Source organism: Sphingopyxis solisilvae (genome assembly GCF_015475875.1).
GTDB lineage: Bacteria > Pseudomonadota > Alphaproteobacteria > Sphingomonadales > Sphingomonadaceae > Sphingopyxis > Sphingopyxis solisilvae.
The window spans coordinates 25,815-46,603 of sequence record NZ_JADKYM010000011.1 but is presented as its reverse complement, the minus strand read 5'-3'; the positions used below and the strand labels follow the sequence as shown (position 1 = coordinate 46,603).

The following is a 20,789-nucleotide window of genomic DNA, read 5'->3' as shown; positions in this document are numbered from 1 at the left end:
CATAGGCGGGGGGTGAGCGTCCAGACTTCTGCCAGCGACGATGATATAGCGAGCGACTTCGCGCCACGCCTGCTGGCGTGGTACGATCGCGCGGCGCGGGTGCTGCCGTGGCGGATCGCGCCGGGCAGCGACGCGGCACCCGATCCCTATCGTATCTGGCTGGCCGAGGTCATGCTGCAACAGACGACGGTCGCGGCGGTCGCGGGCTATTTTGCGCGGTTTACCGAACGCTGGCCGACGGTTGGCGATCTGGCGGCGGCTGACGATGCCGATGTCATGGCCGCGTGGGCCGGGCTGGGCTATTACGCCCGCGCCCGCAACCTCCTCGCCTGCGCCCGCGCGGTTGTTGCCGATCATGGCGGATGCTTCCCCGACACCGAAGCGGCGCTGCGCGCGCTGCCGGGGATCGGCGACTATACGGCGGCGTCGGTCGCGGCGATTGCGTTCGGGCGCCCGACGGTCGTGGTCGACGCGAATGTCGAGCGGGTGGTCACGCGCCACCGGCTGATCGAAACCCCGCTGCCGACGGCGAAGCGCGAAGTTCGCGCGGCGCTGGCGTCACTGGTGCCGCGGGGCCGCCCCGGCGATTTTGCGCAGGCACTGATGGATCTTGGCTCGACGATCTGTACGCCGCGAGCACCAGCCTGCGCGACCTGCCCGCTGTCCGATGGCTGCCGGTCGCGCGGACGATCCGACATCGAACGGCTGCCGGTCAAACCGCCAAAGAAGGCCAAGCCGCATCGTCACGGGCTGGCGCACTGGATCGAACGCGAGGGCCGGGTCTGGCTTGTCCGCCGTCCCGGCAAAGGGATGCTCGGCGGAATGCGCGCATTGCCCGGCGGCGACTGGACCGATGCGCCCCCCGCCGACTCGGGCATCGTGCAAGTCGATCACAGCTTTACCCATTTCGACCTGACGCTGATTTTGGTCCGGGGAGAAATCCCGCTTGCCGCAGCGGAAGGCGAATGGTGGCCGATCTCGAAGCTTGACGCGGCGGGGCTGCCGACGCTCTATCGCAAACTGACCGACAAGATGCTGGAGAGACACGCATGAACATGATGGTTTCGCGCCGCGCGCTGCTCGGCGGTCTGGCGCTGGGCGGAAGTGCCGCGCTGCTGCCGCGCGCGGCCTTTGCATGGAAGGAAAGCGGGGCACAGCTTTATCCCGCGACCCACGCCTTCATAAAAGGTTTCATCGACCGCCGCGAACTTGCCGGAACCCTCGCAGCGATCGGCAAGGGGCAAGCGCCGGCGGAATTTTTCGGCGCCGGGGTGCAATCGCTGGGCGATCCGGTGCCAGTCGGTCCCGATACCTTGTGGCGGCTCTATTCGATGACCAAGCCGGTCACCGGGATCGCCGCGATGCTGCTGATCGAAGACGGCAAGATGAAGCTCGATCAGCCGATCGCCGATTTCCTGCCCGCCTTTGCGAACATGAAGGTCCAGAATACACCCGACGGTTCGATCACCGACCTGCGCCCCGCCAAGACTGCGATCACCGTGCGCCACCTGCTGACGCATACGGCGGGGCTTGGCTATAACATCATCCAGAAAGGCCCGATCAAAAAGGCGTATGATGATGCGGGTATCGTCGGCGGTCAGGCAAGCCGCCTGCCGATTCCGGGCATGGCGCCGGTGACGGCGGCGCCCAGTCTGGCGGCGATGGCCGACCGGCTCGCGGCGCTGCCGCTGGTCTATGAGCCTGGCACCAAATGGAGCTATTCGATCAGTCTCGACCTGCTGGGCCGCGTGATCGAGGTCGTATCGGGCCAGCCGTTCGACGCGTTCCTGAAGGCGCGGCTGTTCGATCCGCTGGGCATGGCCAGCACCAGCTTCATGGTCGCCGCAAAGGATGTCGGCCGCTTTACCAGCAATTATGCGCCTTATGGCGGCGCATTGATCCCTTTCGATCCTGCAACCAGCTCGATCTATCTCGATCCGCCGCCCTATCCGTTCGGTGGCGGCGGGCTGGTGTCGAGCGCCCGCGACTATGACCGTTTCCTCGCCATGCTGCTCGGCGAAGGCGAAACGGGCGGGGTGCGGGTCATGAAAACGGAGACCGCCCGCCTTGCGATGTCGAACATGATCGATGACCGCGTCGACCGCAAAGGTACTTTTATCGACGGGCAGGGATTTGGCGCGGGCGGACGGGTATCGCTGCCGGGGTCGCCCGGCGGCGAAGGCATTTTCGGCTGGGCCGGCGCGGCAGGGACGATCGGTTTCGTTCATCGCGGGCTGGGCTATCGCGCCGCGGCCTATGCGCAATATATGCCCACCACTGCGCTGCCGTTTCAGGAAAAGTTCGGCGAAACCTTTTTCAAGGACGTCATGACCTGATGGCGCTGCCGCTCGGCTTTACCGGCGCGCGGCTCGACCGCGCCGACCAGCTGCGCACCGACCCGGCGCGCTTTGCCGCGGCGGCGGTCGACCCGCGCGCCCGCTGTCTGGTGCTCGACGGGATCGATTGTGTTCCGGGCGAGGGCGGCGGGCTGTCCTGGGAACCGATCGACCCCGACGACGACCGTGCGCTGATGCTGCTCGGCATCGACGACGCGGGGGTGCCGCATTTCGTCCGCGAGGCGCCGGTCGGTGCGCGGGTCGATGCACGCTCGCGCACCGTGATGCGGCTGCTGCCCATGCTGTCGGCGGAAGAGGCGGCGCTCTACGGCGGCGCACGCAGTCTGGTCGACTGGCACGCGCGGCATCGTTTCTGCGCCGTGTGCGGGGCGCCGACCGACCTGTTCCGCGGCGGCTGGGGTCGCAAATGCGGCAACTGCAACGCGGAACATTTTCCGCGTGTCGACCCCGTCGTCATCATGCTCGCCGAATGCGACGGGCGGGTGCTGGTCGGCCGCCAGGGCGGTTTCCCGCCCGGTTTCTTTTCCGCGCTGGCGGGATTTGTCGAGCCCGGCGAATCGCTGGAAGAGGCGGTGGCGCGCGAACTGTTCGAGGAAGCAGGCATCCGCGTGACCGACGTCACTTACGTGGCGAGCCAGCCCTGGCCCTTCCCCTCATCGCTGATGATCGGTTGCCGCGCCGTCACGACCGACCCCGCGCTTTTGCTCGATACGACCGAGATCGAAGCGGCGATGTGGGTGGACAAGACGGAAGTGCGCGCCGCACTCGCGGGCGACATGGGGGCGCCGTTTCTGGCGCCACCGTCGCTGGCGATCGCCCGGCATCTGCTTGAGGATTGGGCGCAGTAGGTCGATTCGCTCCGCGGCGCAGCCGCGGGGAGCAGGCGGGATCAGATCCGCCGTCCGGTAATCCGGCTGATTTCCTTTGCGACCATCGCCTCGACCAGCGGCGGCAGGTTGGTGTCGAGCCAGTCTTTCAGCATCGGCCGCAACGCGTCGAGCACGACATCCTCCATCGTACGGCCGCCGGTCGGCGGGGATGCCGCCGCGGCGGAGGCGGTGGCAGGTGCAATCGCCGCCGACAAGGCTTCAAGCGACTGGCGCGCAGCATCGGCGCTGGCTTCGGAAACCAGTTCGTCGGTTTCGGCATCGCCGGCGACGGTCTGGTCTTCTTCGTCCTGCAGGTCGAGAATGTCGTCGGCTTCCGGCACCCGCACCTCGCGCGCGGCGCCCGGCGCTTCGTCGCGAGCGATGACGCGCCTGATCGACGACAAGATATCTTCCATCGACGGTTCCCGCGACATGTCGCCCATCACACAAGCCCCCTCAGCCCCCACGAACAGGGCGGTTAACCATCTTCTACCGGTTGGCGGCGGGCTTTGCCAAGCTTTATTGTCGCGGCGGCGCCGACGGGCCGACGGGGACGCTGGCGGTTGCGGCGGGGATCGCACGGGTGTCCGTCGCTTGCTGCTGCGGCGCCGGATCGTCGGCCCAGTCCCAGATCTGGCCCTTGACGCGCTGGTAATTGACCTCCGGATCATAAAGCGCGCCGCCTTCGATCCCCAGATCGCGCGCCTCGGCCTTGCCCATCGCGGCGAGCAAAGAGAAAGCGGCGACATAGGAGTTGCGCTGCGCCGACACGAGCTGGACCTGGGTGTTAAGATATTCCTGCTCGGCATTCAATATGTCGAGGATCGACCGGGTGCCGACGCTGTTTTCGGCGCGCACACCCTCCAGCGACAGGCCGTTGGCGCTGACCGCCTGCTGCGTCGCGGCGATGATTCGTTCGTTCGCCTGCCAGGCGGCATAGGCGCCGCGCGTCTGGGCGATCACGCCGCGTTCGACGGCAACATAATTTTCGATCGCCTGGCTGCTGCGCGACTGCGCCTGGCGTACCTGCGCCGACGGCCGCCCGCCTTGAAAGATCGGGATGGTCAGCGACACCCCGGCCTGTGCGCTGCTGGTGGCGTTTTCGGCGGTGGTGTTCGCCGCCGGGATCGAGTTCAGGTTGTTGTTATATCCGGCGCTGGTGGTCGCCGACAGTTTCGGCATCCGTGTCGCGCGCGCGACGCCGATGTCGGCGCGACTGGCGTTGACGAGCTGGTTGGCCGCTTCGATGTCGGGATTGTTGTTGAGCGCGATCGCCACCGCCTCGTCGGGCGTTGCGGGCAGGTTGGGCAGTGGCGGCGGCGGCTGCAGGTCCACCGGCGCTTCGCCGACCAGCCGCGCATAGGATTCGCGGCTGGCGATCAGATTGGCTTCGGCGGTGCGCAGGTCGCCTTCGGCCAGCGCCAGTCGCGCTTCCGACTGGGCGACGTCGGTGCGCGTCAGGTCGCCGATTTCGAACCGGTCGCTGGTCGCCTGCAAATTGGTGCGCAGGACCGACACATTTTTCTGGTTGAGCTGGACGATCGCCTGATCGCGAATGACGTCCATATAGGCGCCGACCGTCTGGGCAAAGATGCTCGCCTCGGTCGCGCGCAGGTCGGCCTGACCGGCCTCGACGCGATACTTCGCCGCCTTGACCGCGTTGCGCACCGCGCCGCCCTGATAGATCGGCACCGTCACCTGCCCGCCGACGCTGACGAAGCGCTTGGGCGAGAAAAAGCTGTTGCCGGGCAGTACCAGATTTTCCTGGTAATCGACCCCGGCGCCGACCGACGGCAGGCCGCCGGCTTTCTGGATCGGCACATTTTCGTCGTTCGCGCGCTGACCGGCGCGCGCCGCGGTCAGCGTCGGATTGTTTTCATAGGCTTTGGACAGGGCGCCCTGCAGCGTTTCCGCCTGCGCGGCAGACGACAGCATCAGGGCGCCGGATGCGAGGCCGACGAGCCAGCGCGAGCGGAGGAAAAGCCGTTTCTTGTCGGTATCGAGCATCGTCAAATCAGCCTGAAGCTAGGAGGGAACGGCTTTAGAAACGGAAGCCTGCCGGGGTCGCGAATCCGGGGAGCGGGGCTGCGTCCATGTCGGCAAAGCTGCGTAGCGGCACGACGCCGCCGGCCTTGACCCCCTGAACCAGCCGCGTCACCGCGCCATCACGCAGCGCCGCGATCAGGCGGCCGCCTTCGGCGAGTTGATCGGCAAGCGCGTCGGGCAAAGCCTCGATCGCGCCGTCGATGATAATGCGGTCAAAGGGTGCCGCATCGGGCGCGCCGGCGGCGAGCGGGCCGGTAATCCATTGGATGTTCGTGTCGCCGATCGCGGCTTTGGCCATCGCCATCAGTTCGTCATCTTCTTCGACCGCGTGAACCTCGGCGCCCATTTGCGCGACCAGGGCAGCGGTATAGCCGGTCGCGCTCCCGATCAGCAGCAGGCGCATCCCCGGGCGTATGTCAGCAGCCACCAGCATCCGGCCGGTCACCAGCGGAGGGTTCAGGGCGCGACCGTTGCCCAGCGCGATGGCGCGGTCCATATAGGCGACGCTGGCAAGCGCGGGGGGCACATGCGCTTCGCGCGCGGTCGAGCCCATCGCGTCGATAACCGCAGGATCGACGACATCGTTCGTGCGCAGTTGGCTGTCGATCATCGCGGACCGCATGTCCGCCGCCGTGATTTCACTAAACTGGGTCGCCATCCGCCATTTCCCGATTCTGTAAAGCCTGAACTCGTGCAGGGCCGCTGTAGAGCAACGGGTGCTGTATTGCAATAATAATACAGCCCAAACCCGCAAACACGCGCATAGCGGGCATCGCGGGTGGCGCCAAGCCCGGATTGGCGGGCGGAATCGCCCGTACCGGCGAATCCTTGACAATGGCGATAAAGCCCCTCACTAGCGGCGCCGTCCAACACCCGGCCCGTCGTTCGCGATGCGGCAAATTGGCATGAGGCCCGATGGCGGAGTGGTGACGCAGCGGACTGCAAATCCGTATACGCCGGTTCGATTCCGGCTCGGGCCTCCAGCACTTCGCGCCAAAATAATCCGGCCCCGGGTGATACGCGGGGCATTGCTGGACTTTCGACGCCCGCTCACTTATATACCAGCCGTTATGGAAGTCGATGCTGCCACGGCGCCGAAAGGGCGCCCCCGCGAATTTTGCGTCGATGCGGCGCTCGCGGCGGCGCTGCGCGTGTTCTGGTCGAAAGGCTATGAAGGCGCGTCGATGGCCGATTTGACCGAGGCGATGGGGATCACCAAGCCCAGCCTTTATGCCGCCTTTGGCAACAAGGAAGCGTTGTTCAACAAGGCGCTCGACCTGTACGAGCGCGAAAAGGCCGATTTCATGCGGGCGGCGCTCGAAGCGCCGACCGCGCGCGGGGTGGCCGAGCGGCTGATGTACGGCGCGCTCGACCTGTACAGCTGTCCCGACAATCCCGATGGTTGTCTGGAAGTCATCAACTCGGTGGCCTGCGGCGCCGAAGCCGAATGCGTCCGCAAGGCCGTCGTCGCGCGCGGCGCGGCGATCCAGCAGGCGATGCGCGAGCGCTTCGCCCGCGCGCGGGACGCGGGCGATTTTTCTGCCGACACCAATCCCGACGGGCTGGCGCAGTTCCTGATCGCGGTGAACCAGGGCATGGCGGTCCAGGCCGGTGCCGGCGCAACGCGCGCCGAGCTCGAACGGCTGGTCGAAACCAGCCTGAAGCTGTGGCCCGGCCGCTGAAAAAAATTGTACCGACCGGTATAATACATGCTTGACCCGGCAAGGGCAGATTACTATACCAATTAGTACATAAACGGGCTCTCCCCCCGATCGGCCGCCGGGCGATGAATCGCCGGGCGGCCGAAACCTTATCGGCGCAGGGCCGCGCCCAGCGCCAACCGGCACGTTCGCGCCACGCTTTCGGCGATCGTTTACGCCGCTTTTACCAGTTCTGGTGCATAAAACCCGCCGATGTATTCGGCTGGGGATAGATGATGGACAGCATGCGCGGCCTGTTGGCAGGCAGCCACGATCAGGACGATGCGGCGATCGACGCGCCCGCGTCGGTCGGCGTCGACGAACGGCGCATGCAGGTCCGCGCCTATAATTACTGGGCATCGTTGCTGGCCGACCGCGCCTATCCCTCGGTCGAGGATCTCGATCTGGAGGGCGCCGATTTCGGCGCGCATTCGGTGCTGCTCGATTTTACCGCGGGTGTCGAAAATCCCGGTATCGCCTTTCTGGGTGAGCGGCTGCGCGAGGAATCGCAGATCGGCGAGGACGTCCATTACATCAGCCAGATCCCGGGCCGGTCGCTGCTGTCGCGGCTGACCGACCATTATTTGCAGATCATCGCCAACCGCGCGCCGATCGGCTTCGAGGCCGAATTCGTCAACGACCGCGGGCTGACGATCATGTACCGCGGCATCTTGCTGCCCTTTTCGTCCGACGACGACACGATCGACTTCATCATGGGGGTGATCAACTGGAAGGAAGCGGCGCCCGCCGACCAGGAGGCCGAACTGCAATTGTCGGTCGAACAGGCGCTGCGCAGCGCCGCGCCGTTGACCGCGCCGGTACCGGTGTGGGCCGACGGTCCGGACAGCGAACATCTGGATGACGAAGCGGCGGCCGACGCGATGCCGGGTTTTGCGGCGCTCGCGGGCGATGACGCGATGCCGGAGCCGGCTGGGGAGGCGGAGTTCGACCCGCCCGCCGCCGATGCCGAACTCGCCGACTGGCTGGCGCTGGCGCGCGAAACGGCGGAACGGGCCGTCGCCGCCGACAGCCGCAGCCGTGGCGCTCTGTACCAGGCGGTCGCCAAGGCGTGGGATTTTGCGCTTGCCGCCGAGCAGCAACCCGACGCCTTTGCCGCGCTGCTCGACGATGCCGGGCTGAAGGCGCAGCCGCGGGCGCCGATGACGCCGGTTGTGAAGCTGGTGTTCGGCGCGGGTTACGACAAGACGCGGCTTGCCGAATATGCCTGTGTGCTGGGCCATGCCCGCGAAGAGGGGGTCGGCCAAGGCGAACTTGCCGCCTATCTCGACCGCTATCCGGGCGGGCTGAAGGGGCTGGTCAAGGATGCGCGCGCGCGCCGCAAGCCCGATGGCGTGGCACCAGATCGCGGCGACGAAAAGCTCGCCGCGCTGCGTAGCGCCCATCCGGCAATCATCCTCGAGCATGATGCTGGCGACGCCGAGTTCGTCGTGCTGATCGCGCGGACGATGCCCGGCGGTCACATCGGTATTGTGGCGAAAGCGGCCGACGATCCGGCGCTGGTCGGCAAGCTGGCGCGCAAAGCGGTGCCGATCACCGGCGGCTGAACGACGCCCGCGCAACAGTCAAACCCGAAATTGAAATAAATTAACGCGGCCGCGCGAACGAGGGTTGAGCCGCGCGCGGCAGAGGCGCATAGGAGCAAGAGCGAACGGACCCCCGCCGATCGTCGGCAGGGATCCCCACCTTCGTTCGGGATGTTGCACCTTATGCCTCAAGATTCGTCCGACACGCCGGAAACGGACACGCCGACCGCCACCACCGCAAAAATCCCCGCCAAAATCGCCGCCGCCTATCTTGCCGCCCTGCGCGGCAGCGCGCTGCCGGGCGAGGGCGACGATATGGACAAGGCGGCGCTGGCGGAGGCGAGCCAGTTCGTCGGCCGCGCCTCGCTCGACCGGAAGCCCCAAACCCCGTCGCTGCTGCTCGAACCGATGGCCGCCGACGGCACCGACCGCCGTATGCGGCTGGTCATCGTCAACGACGACATGCCATTCTTGGTCGACTCGACCTCGCAGGTCGTCACCGCGCAAGGGCTGGCCGTCCACCGTATCCTGCACCCGGTCGTGGCGGTGAAACGCGATGGCGAGGGGCATCTGACCGATGCGGGCAGCGGCCCGGCCCGCGAGTCGGTGATTTATATGGAACTCGAGCGCGGCGACGCGCGGGCGCGGCGGCGTCTGCTCGACGCGCTGGAGGCGGCGCTCGGCGACGTGCGCGCCGCGGTGCGCGACTGGCGCGCGATGCGCGCCGCGATGCTGGCCGACGCCGCGATGCGCGTCGAGGGCGAGGGCGCCGAACTGCTGCGCTGGTTCGAAGGTGGCGCGATGACGCAGCTTGGCCATGAGTGGCGCTCGCGCGACGGCAAGCTTCACGAGCCGCTGGGGGTCAGCGAGAGCAGCGATAGCCAGCTGCTGTCGCCGGCAGCGCTCGAAGCCGCCTTTGCGTGGTTCGATGCCGGTGGCCGCGCGCCGTTGCTCATCAAATCGAACCGCCTGTCGGCGGTGCATCGCCGCGTCCTGCTCGACCTGGTGATCGTCCCCGAACTGAAGGGCAAAAAGGTCGACCGCCTGTCGATCCATGCCGGTCTGTGGACCAGCGCGGCGCTGTCGACCCCGCCCGCCAAGGTACCGGTGCTGCGCGCGCAGCTCGAAGCGCTGATGGCCAAATTCGGTTTCGATCCGGCCGGTCACGCGGGCAAGGCGCTGGCGCATGCGCTGACCGCATTGCCGCACGACCTGTTGATTGCGTTCGACGGTGCCTCGCTCGAAGATCTTGTCCTCACCTCGATGTCGATCACCGACCGGCCACGGCCGAAAATTGTGACGGTGCGCAGCGCGCTGGGCCGGCATTTGTTCGCCTTTGTCTGGCTGCCGCGCGACGAGGTATCGACCGGCCGCCGCATCGCGGTCGAGGCGATGCTGGTGCGCGAAGCGAAAGCCGGGGTCATCGGCTGGACGATGGTGCTCGAGGATGGCGGCGCCGCATTGCTGCGCTACACGCTCGACCTGCGCAGCGGCGGGGTGGTTCCCGATACCGGGGCGCTCAACGCCCAGCTCGAACAGATGGTGCGCGGCTGGCAGCCCGAGGTCGAGGCGGCGCTGGCCAAGCGCAGCGATCCGGGCCGTGCCGCGGCGCTTGCGGCCCGTTTTTCGCCGATGTTTCCGCCCAATTACCGCAATCTTTACAATCCCGAAGAGGCGGCGCGCGACATATTGCGGCTGCGCGACCTCGACGCCGACAAGCCGCGCAGCGTGCGGCTGGCGAAAAAGAGCCTCGACGGTGACGACCGCCTGCGACTGAAGGTGTATAGTGCCGCCGGCCCGCTCGCCTTGTCGGACGTCGTTCCCGCGCTCGAACATTTCGGGTTCGAGGTGCTCGAGGAAATCCCGACCGCGCTCAATCAGGCGCGGACGCACGGGAGCGACGACGGCGACGAGTCGCCGATCGTCATCCACGACTTCACCCTGCGCCTGCCCGCGTCGGTCGACGAACTGGCGCTGCTGCCTTATGCCGAAGTGATCGAGGGCGCGATCGCCGCGGTGCTCGACGGCCGGGCGGAAAATGACGCGTTCAACGAACTGGTGCTGACCAACCAGATCGACCCGCGCGCGATCGTGTGGTTGCGCGCCTGGTTCCGCTATCTGCGGCAGGGCGGGTCGGCCTATGGCATGGACACCGTCGTCAGCGCGCTGCGCCATGCGCCGGCATTGACGAAAGCGCTGATCGAGCGGTTCCAGGCGCTGCACGATCCGAAGCAGCGCGACGACGAACGCGCCGCGGCGCTCGATGCCGATATTCTGGCGGGCTTTGCCGATATCAAGTCGATCGACGAGGATCGCATCCTGCGCCTGTTCCACGCCGTCATCGGCGCGACGCTGCGCACCAATGCCTTTGCGCCCGCCGCGGCGGAGGCGCTGGCGTTCAAGATCGATTCCAGCCTCGTGCCCGGCCTGCCCAAGCCGCTGCCCTGGCGTGAAGTTTGGGTCTATTCACCGCGGGTCGAGGGTGTCCACCTGCGCGCCGGTCCGGTGGCGCGCGGCGGGCTGCGCTGGTCCGACCGCCGCGACGACTTCCGCACCGAAATCCTGGGGCTGATGAAAGCGCAGCGCGTGAAGAATGCCGTGATCGTGCCGACCGGCGCCAAGGGCGGTTTCTATCCCAAGGCGCTGCCCGACGCGGCGCTCGATCGCGATGCGTGGTTTGCCGAAGGCACCGAATGCTATCGCATCTTCATCCGCTCCCTGCTGTCGATCACCGACAATCTGGTGGCGGGCAAGGTCGTGCATCCCAAAGGGGTGGCGATCCGCGACGGTGACGATCCTTATTTCGTTGTGGCCGCTGACAAGGGGACGGCGACCTTTTCCGACGTGGCGAACGCGCTGGCGATGGAGCGCGACTTCTGGCTCGGCGATGCCTTCGCCAGTGGCGGGTCGAAGGGCTATGACCACAAGGCGATGGGCATCACCGCAAAGGGCGCGTGGGTTTCGGTCCAGCGCCATTTCGCCGAAATGGGCGTCGATGTGCAGAGCGACACGATCCGCGTCGTCGGGTGCGGCGATATGTCGGGCGACGTGTTCGGCAACGGGATGCTGCTGTCCAAGGCGATCAAGCTTTGCGCCGCCTTCGACCACCGCCACATCTTCCTCGACCCCGATCCCGCTCCGGCGAAAAGCTGGAAGGAACGCGAGCGGATGTTCAATCTGCCGCGGTCGAGCTGGGACGATTATAACAAGAAGCTGATCTCGAAGGGCGGCGGCGTCTTCCCGCGCAGCCAGAAGAGCATTCCGCTCTCCCCCGAAGTGCAGGCGCTGCTCGGCCTGTCGGTCAGCGAAATAGACCCTGGCTCGCTGATCTCGGCGATCCTGAAGGCGCCGGTCGACCTGTTGTGGTTCGGCGGCATCGGCACCTACATAAAGGCGGCAAGCCAGAACAATGCCGAGGTCGGCGACCCCGCCAACGACGCGTTGCGCGTCGATGCCGAGGATCTGCGCGTCCGCGCGGTCGGCGAAGGAGCGAACCTGGGCGTTACGCAGGCGGCGCGCATCGCCTTTGCGGCGAAGGGCGGCCGCATCAACACCGACTTCATCGACAACAGCGCGGGCGTCGATTGTTCGGATAACGAGGTCAATATCAAGATCGCGCTCAATCGCGAGATGGCGGAAGGACGCCTTAGCCAGGAAGACCGCGACGCGTTGCTGGTCCGCATGACCGACAATGTGGCCGACCTGGTGCTCGAGGATAACCGGTTGCAGGCGCTGGCGCTGTCGATCGCCGAAAAGGGCGGATCGGCGGCGGTGCCGTCGCTGGTGCGGATTATGGAGACGTTCGAGGCGTCGGGACGGCTCGACCGCAAGGTCGAGGGGCTGGCTGCGAATGACGAACTGCTCCGCCGCTCGGCCGAGGGACGCGGGCTGACGCGGCCCGAACTCGCGGTGTTGCTGTCGACCGCGAAGCTGGCTTTGCAGGACGCGATCGAGAACAGCGCCCTGCCCGACGACCCGGCGCTGGCGAGCGACCTGGCCGCGGCTTTCCCGGCCGAGATGCAGCGCGACTTTGCGACGGCAATTGCCGACCACCAACTGCGCCGCGAAATCATCGCGACCAAGATCGCCAACCGCATCGTCAACCGCATGGGCATCGTCCACCCCTTCGAACTGGTCGAGGAAGAAGGCTGTGCGCTCGGCGATGTCGCGGCGGCGTTTGTCGCGGTCGAACGGTTGCTCGACCTGCCGGCGATCTGGACCGCGCTCGACACGGCCAGGATCGACGAGGGCATCCGCCTGTCGCTGTTTACTCAGGCTGCGTCGGCAATGACGTCGCAGATGGCCGATCTGCTGCGCGTGACGCAGTCGCTGTCGCAGCCGGGGCCGGTCGTCGCGCGGCTCGAACCCGGCGTCGATCGTCTGAACGCCAGCGTCGACGGGCTGCTCAGTGCCTCGGTCAAGCGGCAGTGGGACATGCTGAGCCAGCAATTGCTCGACGCGGGCGCCCCCGAGGCGCTGACGGCGGCGGTGGTGCGATTGTTCAAGACCGACGGCGCGATCGGCATCGTCGACCTGGCCGAACGGCGCGGCGACGACGAGGTCGCGGTGACCCACGCCTTCACCCATCTGGGCGAGGCGCTGGGGCTCGACTGGGCGCAGACGCTGGCGGCGCATATGAGCCCCGCCGACCCGTGGGAACGCCTGCTGGTCAACAGCCTGGCGCGCGATTTCCAGCAGATGCGGCTGACCTTCCTGGCGGGACTGCCCAAAGGTGACCTCGACACGGCGGTCACCAAATGGCTCGCCGATCATGCCCCGCGTGTCGAACAGTTCCGCGCCACCGTGGAACGCGCGCGCACCATTCCCAACCCCAATGGCGCGATGCTGTCGCATATTGCGGGCCAAGCGCGCGGGTTGCTGGGAAGATAGATATAGCCGTCATTGCGAGCGAAGCGAAGCAATCCAGAGTGCGCGTAAACCGCGCTGGATTGCTTCGCTTCGCTCGCAATGACGGATTTTAAGGTGGAGTTGAAATGCCCTACCAGCCCCGCGTCGCGATCCTGGTCCCGGCGCCCGACTATTACGAGAAATGGCAGCCCGCCTTTGCGCGCAAGGCGGCGGCGCTGACCGCGGCGGGATTGATCGTCGAACAGCGGGTGTGGACCGATCCCGGCGACCTGTCGGGTTATGACCTGATCCTGCCGCTGTTCGCCTGGGGTTATCAACGCGATGTCGCGGCCTGGTATACGCTGCTCGACCGGCTGGAGGCCGAAGCTTTGCCGGTCGCCAATCCGGTGCCGGTGCTGCGCTGGAACAGCGACAAGGCGTATCTGGGCGAACTCAGCGGCAAGGGTGTGGCGGTGGTGCCGACGGTCGAGGTTTCGGCGCTGGACGATGCCAGCCTTGCCACGGCCCGCGACCAACTCGGCGCGGAAGAGGTCGTCATCAAGCCCGCGATTTCGGGCGGCGCTGACGGCACCCACCGTCTCACCGCGGACGACGAAATTCCCACCGATGCGCGCGGCCAGCGCCGCCTCGTGCAACCGCTGATGCCTGGAATCCTGACCGACGGCGAGTTTTCGCTGTTCTTCTTCGCCGGCAAATTCAGCCACGCGATCGTCAAGCGTCCTGCCAGCGGCGATTTCCGCGTCCAGGAGCAGTTCGGCGGGCGCGAGACGGGCTGGGAAGCGAACGATGCCGCGCAGGCGCTGGCCGCGGCCGCTCTGGCTGCGGCCCCCGCTCCGCCGGTCTATGCGCGCGTCGATATGGTGGGCGATGCGGCGGGGAAGCCGCACATCATGGAGCTCGAACTGATCGAACCCTCGCTGTTCCTGCATCACGCCCCCGACAAGGGCGCGGCGTTCGGGGTGGCGGTGGCGCGGGCCTTGGTCGGCTAGGGGGTCGGAGCATGGATCGCCGCGGGTGTGTCGTGATCGTCGTAGCGATCATTGTCTTCTACCTGCTTGTGTTCTTCAACGGCATGTTCATTCACGGCGACTTAATCACGCCCCCGCCATAACCACTGCCGGATCGCGGAGGTCAGGTTCGGCGGATCGTCGGCTTCCATCCGCTCGACATCGATGCGCGCGACGAGCGCGTTGACGGGGAGCGCCTGGCGCGCTGCTTCGGCCTCCAGCGCGTCCCAGAACATCGGTTCGAGGCTGATCGAGGTCGGGTGGCCCGCGATCGTCACCGAGCGCTTGACGGGGGGATGGAGGGGGTGGTCCGCCATGCCTGTCCTTAGCCGTTCGCATCGAGCGAAGTCGAGATGCCCCTCAGCCTGGCGTCGGGGGTGGGAGCGGCGGCAAAGCCGCCGCTTGCCGTCAGACGGGTTCGGCGACCTTTCGGATCGCCGCCCCGCTGGCCGTGCCGGGCCGTGGCTGCGCCACCGGTTGCCAGCTCGTCGTTCGCTGACGCGAACGCCTTCGCTAGCGCCCTCGGCCCGTCAATACATATGCTGCCCGCCATTGATCGACATCGTCGACCCGGTCACAAACCCGGCATCCTCGCTGCACAAAAACGCGACGCCGCGCGCGATTTCGTCCGCCTGACCGAGCCGCCCGACCGGAATCTTCGCGACGATCTTTTCCAACACCTGCGGCGGCACCGCGGCGACCATGTCGGTGTCGATATAGCCCGGCGCGATCGCGTTGACCGTCACGCCCTTTTTGGCGCCTTCCTGCGCCAGCGCCTTGGTGAAGCCATGGATGCCCGATTTCGCGGCGGCATAATTGACCTGACCATATTGGCCCGCCTGCCCGTTGATCGACCCGATATTGACGATGCGGCCCCAGCCGCGCTCGACCATGCCGGGGAAACACGCTTTGGCCATGTTGAAACAGCCACCCAGGTTGATGCGCATCACGTCGTGCCAGTCGTCATAGCTCATCCGCGCGAGGGTGCCGTCGCGGGTGATGCCGGCGTTGTTGACGACGATGTCGACGGGGCCGACTTCGGCCGCGACGCGCGCGCAGCCGTCGAGGCAGGCCTGATGGTCGCCGACGTCCCATTTGTACGTCTTGATCCCGGTGCGGTCGGTGAACTCGCGCGCCTTGTCGTCATTGCCGCCATAGTTGGCGACGACGGTGACGCCCTGTTCCTGCAATTTAAGGCTGATCGCCTCCCCGATGCCCCGGCTGCCGCCGGTGACGATTGCTACGCGTGCCATGAATCAAACTCTCCCACATCATTGTCGCGCCAGACTAGGGCGCGGTGCGGGACGCTGCAAGTTGACCGGAACGTCAATCGAAAGGCTAATCAGCGGACTAGCTGCTCACCTGCACGCGCAATTTGGTGAAGTCGCCAATCGCGAGGTCGGCCTTGTCGATCGTGACGACCAGATGGTCGTTGTCGCCGAACAAGCGGCTCATCAACCCGCTCGTCGGCAGTTCGATCAGCACCGCGTCGCGATCCTCGTCGAAATCGTGGATATAGCGGAACGGCTCGTGACCCATCGCCGCCATTTCGCGCGCGGCGAGTTCCTGCCACCAGGGTTCGTAAAAGGCGCGCATCGGCGCCGACAGGCTGTCCGGGTTGGCGCACCAGGCGTGTTTTGCGCGGTCGAACAGGATCGTTTGATAATCATGCACCCACAACGGCGCATCGGCGCGGTGGGTGGTGAGCGGCAGGGTGACCATTTCGTGCGTCTCGGCACCCGTGTCGGGGTCGAGGCGGTGGACCGCCTTGACCCAGCGGATCGCGTGCAGCGCCGCCATCACCGCGGTCGTGTCGGTCGCTGAAAAGGATTCGCGGACCGCGCTTTCGCGAACGATCGCGATAATTTCCTCGGCGCGGGCGCGGGCCTCGCGGTTGGCGGCGGCGCGCTGTTCGCAGGCGACGATATCGGCGGCGGCGGCACCCGGCGGCGGGGTGGCATCGGTGGTCAGGCGGTCGAGGCGCATTTCGAGCACCGCCAGCATCGCCGTCATACTGCCCCAGTCGAAGGGATGAAAGGCGGGGTCGGCGATATCATAGCCGCGGTCGTACAGCGCCGCGACTGCATCGTCGGCGGATTCAACGCGCGGATCGACGCCGCCCGGAGATACGGTGACCACATCGACCGGCCATTCGGGAAAGGCGCGGATGGCAAAGGGGTCGAGGTCGCCGAAGCGCATGGCGCCGTGCGGGCCGAGCCAACCGTCGGGATCGTCGAGCGCGCGCGGCGGCGGCACCGGAATATCGGCATCGTGGAGATGCAGTACGCGCATCCGGTATCCGCGCCGGTGGATGAAAAAAGCGAGTGCTCCCTGCCGCGGACCGAGCCCGTTCCACAGGTCGGGCGGCAACTGCGTACAGTCGATCTGCGCCAGAAAGTCGGCGGGTTCGCCGTCGATCAGCGGCCAGTCCATGCCGGCGGGCAGCCGCGGCCGTCCACCGAGCCAGCTGCTGGTCAGGATCGCATCGCGCGGCGGAATTTGGGGCACGAGCCGGACACTCACGGTTTCGACAGCGTCCGCCCGGTGCGCCTGTTCCTCGACCGCCGCCGCCCGCGCCTCGAGCTCTGCCTCGACCATGTGCGGCGTTTCGGCTGCGGCAGGCAGGGGGTCTTGCGGTTCGTCGGCGGGAGCGAGCATGGGCTCGGCGACGACCTTGCCGCTGATCCGGGCAAGTCGCGACGGCGCGATCTCGACCGGGGCGGCCTCGGTTTTGGATCTGGTCTGGAACGATAATTTGGGCAGGCGGACGTCGCGTGGCGCACGCGGCGCCGCGGGTGCGGCGCGCGGACGGCGCCGCCACCAGATGGCAAGCGCGAGCGCAACGAAGGCCAGCGTGACCGCGGCCAGCATCAGCGCCGCCGTTTCAACCTGGTTCATCGCCAACCTCCAAACCGCGCATCATGGCGCCATTTCGGCACCTTGGCGGAGCAATCTAGCAGGCGGACCTAAACAGTTGGTAAGCGAAGCGTTTGCGGCGTTAAAGCCAGCCCGCGAGCTCGCGCCGGACCAGCGCCTCGATCATCGCCATGCCCGGCGCATCGGCGTTGAGGCAGGGGAGGTAGGCAAAGCGAGTGCCGCCCGCCGCCGCAAACTGTTCCTTGCCGCGGATGGCCAGTTCCTCGAGCGTTTCGAGGCAATCGGCGGAAAAGCCGGGCGCGAAGACCGCGACGCTTTTGCCTGCTTTGCCAAATGCTTCAAGCTGCGTGTCGGTCGCGGGTTCGAGCCATTTGGCGCGCCCGAATCGCGACTGGAACGCGACCTCGACCGGACGGTCCAGCGCTTCGGACAGCAGTCGCGCGGTCTTGCGGCACTGGCAATGATAGGGATCGCCCAGATGCAGCGTGCGTTCGGGCATCCCGTGAAAGCTGGCGAGCAGCACGTCGGGGGTGAAGTCGAGCGCCGCCAGCCCCGCCTCGACCGATGCCGTCAGCGCGGCGATGTAGGCCGGATCGTCGTGATAGGGCGGCAGATAGCGCAGCGCCGGTTGCCAGCGCAGCGTCTTGAGATGCTCGCCCACCGCATCGACCACCGTCGCCGTCGTCGCGGCGCAATATTGCGGGTAGAGCGGCGCGATCAGGATGCGCCGACACCCCGTCGCGACCAGCGCATCGATTGCGGAACCGATGGCGGGTTTGCCGTAGCGCATGGCGTACGCGACCTGCACCGCATCGCCGAACACGCCCTGCAACGCCGCGCTTTGCGCGCGGGTGATCGCAGCGAGCGGCGAGCCGTCGTCGGTCCACACCTGCGCATAGGCGTGCGCCGACTTCTTTGGCCGCGTCGTCAGGATGATCCCGCGCAGGATCGGTTGCCACAGGATCGGCGGGATTTCGACGACGCGGCGGTCGGACAGGAACTGCGCGAGGTAGCGGCGCACCGACGGCGCATCGGGCGCGTCGGGGGTGCCGAGGTTGACGAGCAATACGCCGATCTGCGGCGCGACGACGGGGGGATGATCGGGGGGCAGGGTCATAGCGGGTCCGCCGAAAGCGGCAGGCGGCGAATGCGGCGGCCGGTCGCGGCGAACATCGCATTGGCGATCGCGGGCGCGACGACCGGCACGGCGATCTCGCCCAGCCCGCCGGGCGCGCGGTCGCTTTCGACCAGCTCGACCAGAATTTGCGGCGTCTGCGACAGGCGCGGCAGGCCGAGCTGGCCGAGCCGGCGCGCGGTTGCGACGCCGCCGTCATAATCGGTTGTTGCACCGACCGCGGCGGCGAGACCGAATATCAGCCCGCCCTCGATCTGTTGCCGCGCGACCGCAGGGTTGACGATCCGCCCGGCGTCCACCACCGCAACCAGCTGTTCGACCTGCAGCCCCCGGTCGCTCTGCCGCGCGGTCGCCATCAGCGCGATATGGCTGCCGCGCATGGCATGACAGGCCAGCCCCTGCGCGGCGCCCGACATCCCGCCTTCCCAGCCGCCGAGACTGGTCGCGGTGAGCAGGCAGCGCGCGAGCCGCGGCGCGTCGCCGAGCATCGCCATGCGATAGGACAGTGCGTCGGTACCGGCGCGCGCCGCCAGTTCGTCGATGAAGCATTCGGTGAAAAAGGCGGTGTAGCTGTCGGCATTGCCGCGCCAGCGCCCGGTCGGCAGCCCGATGTCGGCGGGGCAATGGTCGACCGCATGGTGCGGGATGGCGTAGCTGCTGGCGGCACCCTCGACCGCGGCGGCGTCGGCGCTGCCGACCGCGGCGCGCTGCGCGACGTTGGCGGGCACATTGTCGAACAGCCGCGCGCGCACCTCGTGGTTGGTGGCGGGGACGGCGATGCGCGACACCAGCGCGTCGATCCCGCCCGCGGCGTTCAGCGTCGCGCTCAGCCGCGCCCGCGCCGGGGCGCGGGGCGGCAGGCGCATGATCTCCTCGGCGCGCGACCAGGCGAGCTGGACGGGGCGCTTGATCTGCAGCGCGATGATCGCGGCCTGCACCGCGACGCTATGGTCGAGGCAGGCGTCGAACGAGCCGCCCGCCATCATCGGGAACAGCACGACATTTTCGGACGACAGACCGGTCGCGCGCGCGACCGCATCGCGGCACTGCGCGGGCGCCTGCGTCGCCACCCAGACGCGCAGCCTGCTACCGTCGGGGGCGGCGGTGGCGGTGCGCGTTTCGATCGGTGCGTGGAGCGCGGGCGCGACGGCATATTCGGCGGTGATGCGGTTGCGCCCGGTCATCGCTTCGGCGACGTCGCCGGTGCTGCTGATCCGGTAGCCCCCGTCCTTGAGGGCCTGTTTCAGCGCCGCGTCGATGCGGTCGGTCGATACCGGTGTGCCGGTCGTCTCGAACACCGGTGCAAAGCGGTCGAGCGCGCGGTTGGCCGCCCACCAGTTGCGCGCGACGGTCGCGATCCAGCGGTCGTGCGTGACGATGTGCAGCAGACCGGGGGAGGCCATGCCCGCCTTGCGGTCGATGCTTTTCAGGCGGGTCGCGCCGATCGGTCCCTGGCGGATCGCGGCGAACACCATGTCGGGCAGGCGGATGTCGCCGGCATAATTGGCCGACCCGTCGACCTTTGCCGGCAGGTCGAGGCGGGTCAGTTCCTTCCCGTACAGCGGGTCACCACTACTGGCGCGATAGACGGGTTCGGCGGGCGGTTCGAGCAGCGCGGCGGCGGCCGCGACCTCGCCAAAGCGCAATTTCCGCTTGCCCAGCGTGACGAAACCGTCCTGCGTATCGCAATCGGCCCAATCGGCATCCCAGCGCTTTGCCGCCGCCATCATCAACAGCGCGCGCGCCTGCGCCGCGGCGGCGCGGCACGGTCCCTCGAACATTCGCACCGACGAGCTGTTCGCGGTCAGCATCACCGCGTGGCGCACCGCCCATTCGCGGCGCGCCCAGCTGCGCACGTCGGCGACAAAATCGGGAACGCCGGCGCGCGGCATGAACAGCGCGCTGTCTTCGTTGACCAGCAAGGTATTGGCGTAGAGCGGGCTGATCGGCGCGGTTTCGACCGCGACCGTGCGCCAGTCGGCACCCAGTTCGTCGGCCATGATCTGGGGCAGCAAGGTCGTGACGCCCTGACCCATCTCGCATTGGGGGACGATCGCGCTGATCCGCCCGTCGTCGCCGATCTTCAGAAAGGCGTTGAAGATATGTTCGTCGGGCGCGGCGGTCAGGTTGGGCTGATAATCGCGCGGCCACAGGCTCCACGCGATCGCGAGACCGCCGGCCGCGGTGGCGCCGACCAGCATCTGGCGGCGGCTGACCTGCGGCAGGCGCGATTTCTTTTTCAGAGCCGTGTCGCGAATGCCCACCATCGGGACGCTGATAAGCGGGGCGAGTCGGCGTGGCAAAGGCTTTTGGTGGAACGCAATCCTCCCTGTCGCGCAGCGATGGGGAGGGGGACCGTTCGCGAAGCGAATGGTGGGGGGGGCA

Annotated in this window: 15 protein-coding genes and 1 tRNA gene; 8 read left to right on the top strand and 8 right to left on the bottom strand. The window is 67.3% G+C overall.

Annotated elements, in window-relative coordinates:
- Nucleotides 1–12 precede the first annotated feature (12 nt).
- The 3 genes from IR187_RS09660 to nudC are packed head-to-tail and all read left to right on the top strand — an operon-like array spanning nt 13 to nt 3,205.
- A complete protein-coding gene (locus IR187_RS09660) occupies nt 13–1,053 on the top strand; it encodes an A/G-specific adenine glycosylase (protein WP_324187678.1) in 1,041 nt (346 codons plus the stop codon).
- A complete protein-coding gene (locus IR187_RS09655; RefSeq protein WP_194954397.1) occupies nt 1,050–2,336 on the top strand; it encodes a serine hydrolase domain-containing protein in 1,287 nt (428 codons plus the stop codon). The genes IR187_RS09660 and IR187_RS09655 overlap by 4 nt, the downstream gene beginning before the upstream one ends.
- Complete coding sequence (gene nudC / locus IR187_RS09650) at nt 2,336–3,205, top strand: NAD(+) diphosphatase (RefSeq protein WP_194954396.1); 870 nt, start codon at nt 2,336–2,338, stop codon at nt 3,203–3,205. Before IR187_RS09655 ends, nudC begins: the two co-directional genes overlap by 1 nt.
- Nucleotides 3,206–3,246: 41 nt before the next feature.
- Here the strand turns inward: nudC and IR187_RS09645 are convergent, their stop codons facing one another.
- From IR187_RS09645 to IR187_RS09635, 3 genes are all read right to left on the bottom strand, one after another.
- Nucleotides 3,247–3,669, bottom strand: coding sequence for a DUF2497 domain-containing protein (locus IR187_RS09645; protein ID WP_194954395.1), 423 nt, complete (start codon nt 3,667–3,669; stop codon nt 3,247–3,249).
- 76 nt (nt 3,670–3,745) lie between these two features.
- Nucleotides 3,746–5,233: a TolC family outer membrane protein gene (locus IR187_RS09640; RefSeq protein WP_194954481.1), complete on the bottom strand. Its 1,488-nt coding sequence runs from the start codon at nt 5,231–5,233 to the stop codon at nt 3,746–3,748.
- A 34-nt stretch (nt 5,234–5,267) separates the two neighbouring features.
- The gene (locus tag IR187_RS09635) at nt 5,268–5,930 is read right to left on the bottom strand and encodes a protein-L-isoaspartate O-methyltransferase family protein (protein ID WP_194954394.1); all 663 of its coding nucleotides are present in this window, start codon (nt 5,928–5,930) and stop codon (nt 5,268–5,270) included.
- Between the two features lie 251 nt (nt 5,931–6,181).
- Between IR187_RS09635 and IR187_RS09630 the strand changes: the two genes are divergently transcribed.
- The 5 genes from IR187_RS09630 to IR187_RS09610 all read left to right on the top strand — a co-directional run bounded on the left by IR187_RS09630 (nt 6,182) and on the right by IR187_RS09610 (nt 14,374).
- Nucleotides 6,182–6,255: transfer RNA gene (locus IR187_RS09630), tRNA-Cys, on the top strand.
- Between the two features lie 87 nt (nt 6,256–6,342).
- Nucleotides 6,343–6,954, top strand: a complete 612-nt coding sequence (locus IR187_RS09625; RefSeq protein ID WP_194954393.1) for a TetR/AcrR family transcriptional regulator — start codon at nt 6,343–6,345, stop codon at nt 6,952–6,954.
- A 254-nt stretch (nt 6,955–7,208) separates the two neighbouring features.
- Complete coding sequence (locus IR187_RS09620) at nt 7,209–8,537, top strand: PAS domain-containing protein (protein WP_194954392.1); 1,329 nt, start codon at nt 7,209–7,211, stop codon at nt 8,535–8,537.
- Nucleotides 8,538–8,699: 162 nt separating this feature from the next.
- Nucleotides 8,700–13,406, top strand: coding sequence for an NAD-glutamate dehydrogenase (locus IR187_RS09615; protein ID WP_194954391.1), 4,707 nt, complete (start codon nt 8,700–8,702; stop codon nt 13,404–13,406).
- Nucleotides 13,407–13,510: 104 nt separating this feature from the next.
- On the top strand, nt 13,511–14,374 hold the full coding sequence (locus tag IR187_RS09610) for an ATP-grasp domain-containing protein (protein ID WP_194954390.1): 864 nt from the start codon (nt 13,511–13,513) through the stop codon (nt 14,372–14,374).
- 101 nt (nt 14,375–14,475) lie between these two features.
- Here IR187_RS09610 and IR187_RS09605 read toward each other — a convergent pair whose 3' ends face one another.
- The 5 genes from IR187_RS09605 to IR187_RS09585 all read right to left on the bottom strand — a co-directional run bounded on the left by IR187_RS09605 (nt 14,476) and on the right by IR187_RS09585 (nt 20,671).
- Entirely contained in the window at nt 14,476–14,709 is a 234-nt protein-coding gene (locus IR187_RS09605) for a ribbon-helix-helix domain-containing protein (protein WP_194954389.1), read from the bottom strand.
- Nucleotides 14,710–14,922: 213 nt separating this feature from the next.
- Nucleotides 14,923–15,645, bottom strand: coding sequence for an acetoacetyl-CoA reductase (phbB, locus tag IR187_RS09600; RefSeq protein ID WP_194954388.1), 723 nt, complete (start codon nt 15,643–15,645; stop codon nt 14,923–14,925).
- Between the two features lie 97 nt (nt 15,646–15,742).
- On the bottom strand, nt 15,743–17,290 hold the full coding sequence (locus IR187_RS09595; RefSeq protein WP_194954387.1) for a DUF1963 domain-containing protein: 1,548 nt from the start codon (nt 17,288–17,290) through the stop codon (nt 15,743–15,745).
- Nucleotides 17,291–17,390: 100 nt separating this feature from the next.
- A complete protein-coding gene (gene hemH, locus IR187_RS09590) occupies nt 17,391–18,386 on the bottom strand; it encodes a ferrochelatase (RefSeq protein ID WP_194954386.1) in 996 nt (331 codons plus the stop codon).
- Nucleotides 18,383–20,671, bottom strand: a complete 2,289-nt coding sequence (locus IR187_RS09585) for a xanthine dehydrogenase family protein molybdopterin-binding subunit (RefSeq protein ID WP_194954385.1) — start codon at nt 20,669–20,671, stop codon at nt 18,383–18,385. The genes hemH and IR187_RS09585 overlap by 4 nt, the downstream gene beginning before the upstream one ends.
- Between the last annotated feature and the right edge of the window lie 118 nt (nt 20,672–20,789).

Coding starts and splice junctions, on each gene's coding strand:
- IR187_RS09610 (WP_194954390.1), top strand. CDS start 13,511: ATGCCCTACCAGCCCCGCGTCGCGATCCTGGTCCCGGCGCCCGACTAT.
- hemH (WP_194954386.1), bottom strand. CDS start 18,386: ATGACCCTGCCCCCCGATCATCCCCCCGTCGTCGCGCCGCAGATCGGC.
- IR187_RS09585 (WP_194954385.1), bottom strand. CDS start 20,671: ATGGTGGGCATTCGCGACACGGCTCTGAAAAAGAAATCGCGCCTGCCG.
- IR187_RS09615 (WP_194954391.1), top strand. CDS start 8,700: ATGCCTCAAGATTCGTCCGACACGCCGGAAACGGACACGCCGACCGCC.
- phbB (WP_194954388.1), bottom strand. CDS start 15,645: ATGGCACGCGTAGCAATCGTCACCGGCGGCAGCCGGGGCATCGGGGAG.
- IR187_RS09605 (WP_194954389.1), bottom strand. CDS start 14,709: ATGGCGGACCACCCCCTCCATCCCCCCGTCAAGCGCTCGGTGACGATC.
- IR187_RS09640 (WP_194954481.1), bottom strand. CDS start 5,233: ATGCTCGATACCGACAAGAAACGGCTTTTCCTCCGCTCGCGCTGGCTC.
- IR187_RS09655 (WP_194954397.1), top strand. CDS start 1,050: ATGAACATGATGGTTTCGCGCCGCGCGCTGCTCGGCGGTCTGGCGCTG.
- IR187_RS09595 (WP_194954387.1), bottom strand. CDS start 17,290: ATGAACCAGGTTGAAACGGCGGCGCTGATGCTGGCCGCGGTCACGCTG.
- nudC (WP_194954396.1), top strand. CDS start 2,336: ATGGCGCTGCCGCTCGGCTTTACCGGCGCGCGGCTCGACCGCGCCGAC.
- IR187_RS09635 (WP_194954394.1), bottom strand. CDS start 5,930: ATGGCGACCCAGTTTAGTGAAATCACGGCGGCGGACATGCGGTCCGCG.
- IR187_RS09625 (WP_194954393.1), top strand. CDS start 6,343: ATGGAAGTCGATGCTGCCACGGCGCCGAAAGGGCGCCCCCGCGAATTT.
- IR187_RS09645 (WP_194954395.1), bottom strand. CDS start 3,669: ATGGGCGACATGTCGCGGGAACCGTCGATGGAAGATATCTTGTCGTCG.
- IR187_RS09620 (WP_194954392.1), top strand. CDS start 7,209: ATGGACAGCATGCGCGGCCTGTTGGCAGGCAGCCACGATCAGGACGAT.